General features: G+C 73.2%; 1 protein-coding gene. It reads left to right on the forward strand.

The window, feature by feature from the left end:
• A partial coding sequence (locus tag ACZ4FV_RS52280) for an acyl carrier protein (RefSeq protein ID WP_465328525.1) occupies positions 1 to 1,568 on the forward strand: 1,568 nt, incomplete at both ends.

Below are 1,568 nucleotides of genomic sequence, written 5' to 3' on the forward strand. Positions count from 1 at the left end.
GGTTATGCGGCGGCGAACGCGGCGTTGGACGCGCTCGCGGTGCGTCGGCGGGCGGCGGGTCTGCCGGCCACCTCGCTGGCCTGGGGCCTGTGGGCACAGAGCGAAGGCATGACCGACGGCCTCGGCGGCGCCGACCTGAGCCGGCTGCACCGCTCGGGCGTGCTCGCGCTGTCCGCCGACGACGGGCTCGCCCTGTTCGACGCGGCCACCGGTACGGACGCGGCCCTGCTCGTCGCGGCCCGGTGGGACACCGCCGCGCTGCGCGCCCAGGCCGTCGACGGCGGGCTGCCATCGGTCCTGCGCGACCTTGTCCCCGCCGCGCCGAGCCGTCGCGTGGCACGCGGCGGCGCCGGCTCGGACCGCTCGGCCGGTTCGCTCCGGGAGCGGCTGTCGGGGCTGTCCGCCGAGGAGCGCGAGCGCGCCGTGTCGACACTGGTGCGCGAGCATGTCGCCACCGTGCTCGGCCACGGAACCGCCGAGTCGGTGGACCCGGAACGGGCTTTCAAGGACCTGGGCTTCGACTCTCTGACCGCCGTCGAACTGCGCAACCGACTCAACACGGCGACGGGGCTGCGCCTCTCGGCCACTCTGATCTTCGACCACCCCACGCCGGCCGCGTTGATCGAACACGTACGGGCCGAACTGGCGGGTACGGGAGAGGCGGAGGCAACGGACGCTGCCCGGCCGGCCGTTGCGCCGACTGTAGCCATCCACGACGAGCCGATCGCGATTGTCGGGATGAGCTGCCGCTATCCGGGCGGCGTCGGCTCGCCCGAGGAGCTGTGGCGACTGGTCGCCGCAGGCGCCGAGGGGATCACCGGCTTCCCGGCCGATCGCGGCTGGGACCTGGCCAACCTGTTCGACCCGGATCCGGAACACAAGGGCAAGAGCTACGTTCGCCAGGGCGGCTTCCTGCACGACGCGGGCGACTTCGACCCGGTGTTCTTCGGCATCTCGCCGCGCGAGGCGCTCACCATCGACCCGCAGCAGCGACTGCTCCTGGAGACGTCCTGGGAGGCGTTCGAGCGGGCCGGCATCGACCCGCGGACGGTACGCGGCAGCCGCACCGGCGTGTTCGCCGGCGTGATGTACGGCGACTACGGCTCCCGCCTGATGAACTCGGCGGGCGACGCCGGCGAGTTCGAGGGATACCTCGCCAACGGCAGTGCGGGCAGTGTCGCGTCCGGCCGGGTGGCCTACACGTTCGGCCTGGAGGGTCCCGCCGTCACGGTGGACACCGCGTGCTCGTCGTCGCTGGTCGCGCTGCACCTGGCCGCGCAGGCCCTGCGCAGCGGCGAGTGCTCGTTGGCGCTCGCGGGCGGCGTGACGGTGATGGCCACGCCCAGCGTCTTCGTCGAGTTCAGCCGACAGCGGGGCCTGGCGGCGGACGGCAGGGCGAAGGCGTTCTCGGCGGCGGCCGACGGCACCAGTTGGGGTGAAGGCGTCGGGATGTTGCTGCTGGAGCGACTGTCCGACGCGCGCCGCAACGGGCACGAGGTGCTGGCCGTCGTCCGGGGCACCGCGACCAATCAGGACGGTGCGAGCAATGGTTTGACGGCGCCGAATGG

The organism is Embleya sp. NPDC025285 (assembly GCF_055558835.1).